This is a genomic window from Rhodococcus sp. EPR-157 (assembly GCF_001647195.1).
Classification (GTDB): Bacteria; Actinomycetota; Actinomycetes; order Mycobacteriales; family Mycobacteriaceae; genus Rhodococcoides.
On the sequence record NZ_LVCV01000068.1, the window covers coordinates 1 to 1,733 of the forward strand.

A 1,733-nucleotide genomic window follows, 5' to 3' on the forward strand; every position below is an offset into this window, starting at 1 on the left:
ATGATGTGGTTCCTGAGGACCAATGCGCAGCACCACAGCATGGCCGTCGCACGGGGACCGCACGTGTCGTTGCACCATGCGTCGTTCGAACTTCGCGGCATCGACGAATACATGCGGGGCACCGGTCGAATGCTGCGTGCCGGCGTCGAGAAGATCTGGGGCCCGGGCCGTCACCAGGCAGGGAACAACACGTTCTCCTACTTCCTCGACCCCAACGGAAATACGATGGAATACACCACCGAACTGGAGGTTCTCGACGAAGACACCTGGCATCCGCATCTGCTCGACTTCTCCAAGCCTGAAGTGTCGGATCAGTGGGGGACCGCCAACGCGATGGACGAGTTCATCGCGAAGAAGTCGTTCAACGATCCCGACAAGGGCCTGTTCGTGGCGCCGCCGGTATGAAATTCGCGACGTATGTCCACGGCGGCGACGTGTCGTGCGGGGTGGTCGACGACGGTCGGGTTCATCCCCTGAACGAGTCGATGCAGTCTCTGTTGAGTGGTGGTCTTCCCCGGGCACTGGATATCGGCGCTGCAGCACGTGAACGACCGTCGATCGAGCTGACCGCAGTGACCTTGTCGGCACCACTGCAACCGTCGACGATGCGGGATTTCGTCGCGTTCGAAGAACATGTCGAGGGTGTTCGCCGCAGCGTGGACGGCGTGCAGGGCGTTGCGGAAGCCTGGTACGAAGCTCCGCGGTTCTACTTCACCAACCCGTACACCGTCAGTGGTCATGGTGCAGTGATCGCACCGCCAGCAGCATGCAGGGCACTCGATTTCGAGTTGGAGGTTGCGGCAGTAATCGGCAAGTCGGGATCGAATGTGGAGATGGACGAGGCGTCCAGCCACATCTTCGGATACACGATTCTCAACGACTGGTCGGCGCGAGACCTTCAGCGTCGGGAGATGCAGGTCGGTCTAGGACCGGCGAAAGGTAAGGACTTCGCCAACACGTTGGGACCGTGGATCGTGACAGCCGACGAAATCCACACCCGTCGTGATGCGGACGGATTTCTGCAGATCACATGCACAGTCGATGTGAATGGTCGACGCATAGGGCAGGATTCGCTCGCGAACATGGGGTGGACCTTCGACGCCCTCGTCGCGTATGCCTCTCGTGACTCCTGGGTACATCCGGGAGATGTCCTCGGCAGTGGGACCGTCGGCAACGGTGGTTGTCTAGCCGAACTGTGGGGCCGTCATGGACAACAGTCGCCACCCCCGCTGCAGGATGGTGACGTGGTGACCATGACCGTCGAGGGGATCGGGACTTTGATCAACACCGTGGGGCGATCGCGCGCCACCGCTGAGATTCCGGCGGCTCGAGTCATCGATCACGCAGGTGTCCGACAGGAGCATGTGGGTGTCTGATCTGTCCGGCAGAGCAGTGATCGTCACCGGTGCCGCGGGCGGCATCGGTGCCGCTGTGGCCGATCGGTTGCGGCACCTCGGCGCCGTCGTGCACGGTGTCGATCTCGAGACCGGGTTCGACGTCAGGTCACGCACGCACTGGGACGACCTTGTCGGCCGAATCGACGGCCGAATCGACGGCCTCGTGAACTGCGCGGGAATCACATGGCGCGCCAGGGTGGACGACGTCAGTGCCGAGGACATGACTCGGCTTCACTCGGTCAACGTCGTCGGTCCTCTGCTGGGTATGCAAGCGGTCGCGCAGAGGATGCGGGCCGGTGGATCGATCGTCAACGTCGGTTCTCTCGCTGCGACCAC

General features: G+C 62.2%; 2 protein-coding genes and 1 pseudogene. All 3 read left to right on the plus strand.

The genetic code is table 11. The features are described from left to right. Positions 1-405: pseudogene (locus A2J03_RS02845) on the plus strand (VOC family protein); the annotation flags it as partial. Then, on the plus strand, positions 402-1,376 hold the full coding sequence (locus A2J03_RS02850) for a fumarylacetoacetate hydrolase family protein (RefSeq protein WP_068369435.1): 975 nt from the start codon (positions 402-404) through the stop codon (positions 1,374-1,376). The pseudogene A2J03_RS02845 and the gene A2J03_RS02850, both read left to right, overlap by 4 nt. Then, positions 1,369-1,733: SDR family NAD(P)-dependent oxidoreductase (locus tag A2J03_RS02855; RefSeq protein ID WP_197480596.1), on the plus strand; the 365-nt coding region annotated here is incomplete at its 3' end. The genes A2J03_RS02850 and A2J03_RS02855, both read left to right, overlap by 8 nt.

Bases quoted from the DNA above. Each gene is read 5' to 3' on its own strand.
- A2J03_RS02850 (WP_068369435.1), top strand. From the start codon at position 402: ATGAAATTCGCGACGTATGTCCACGGCGGCGACGTGTCGTGCGGGGTG.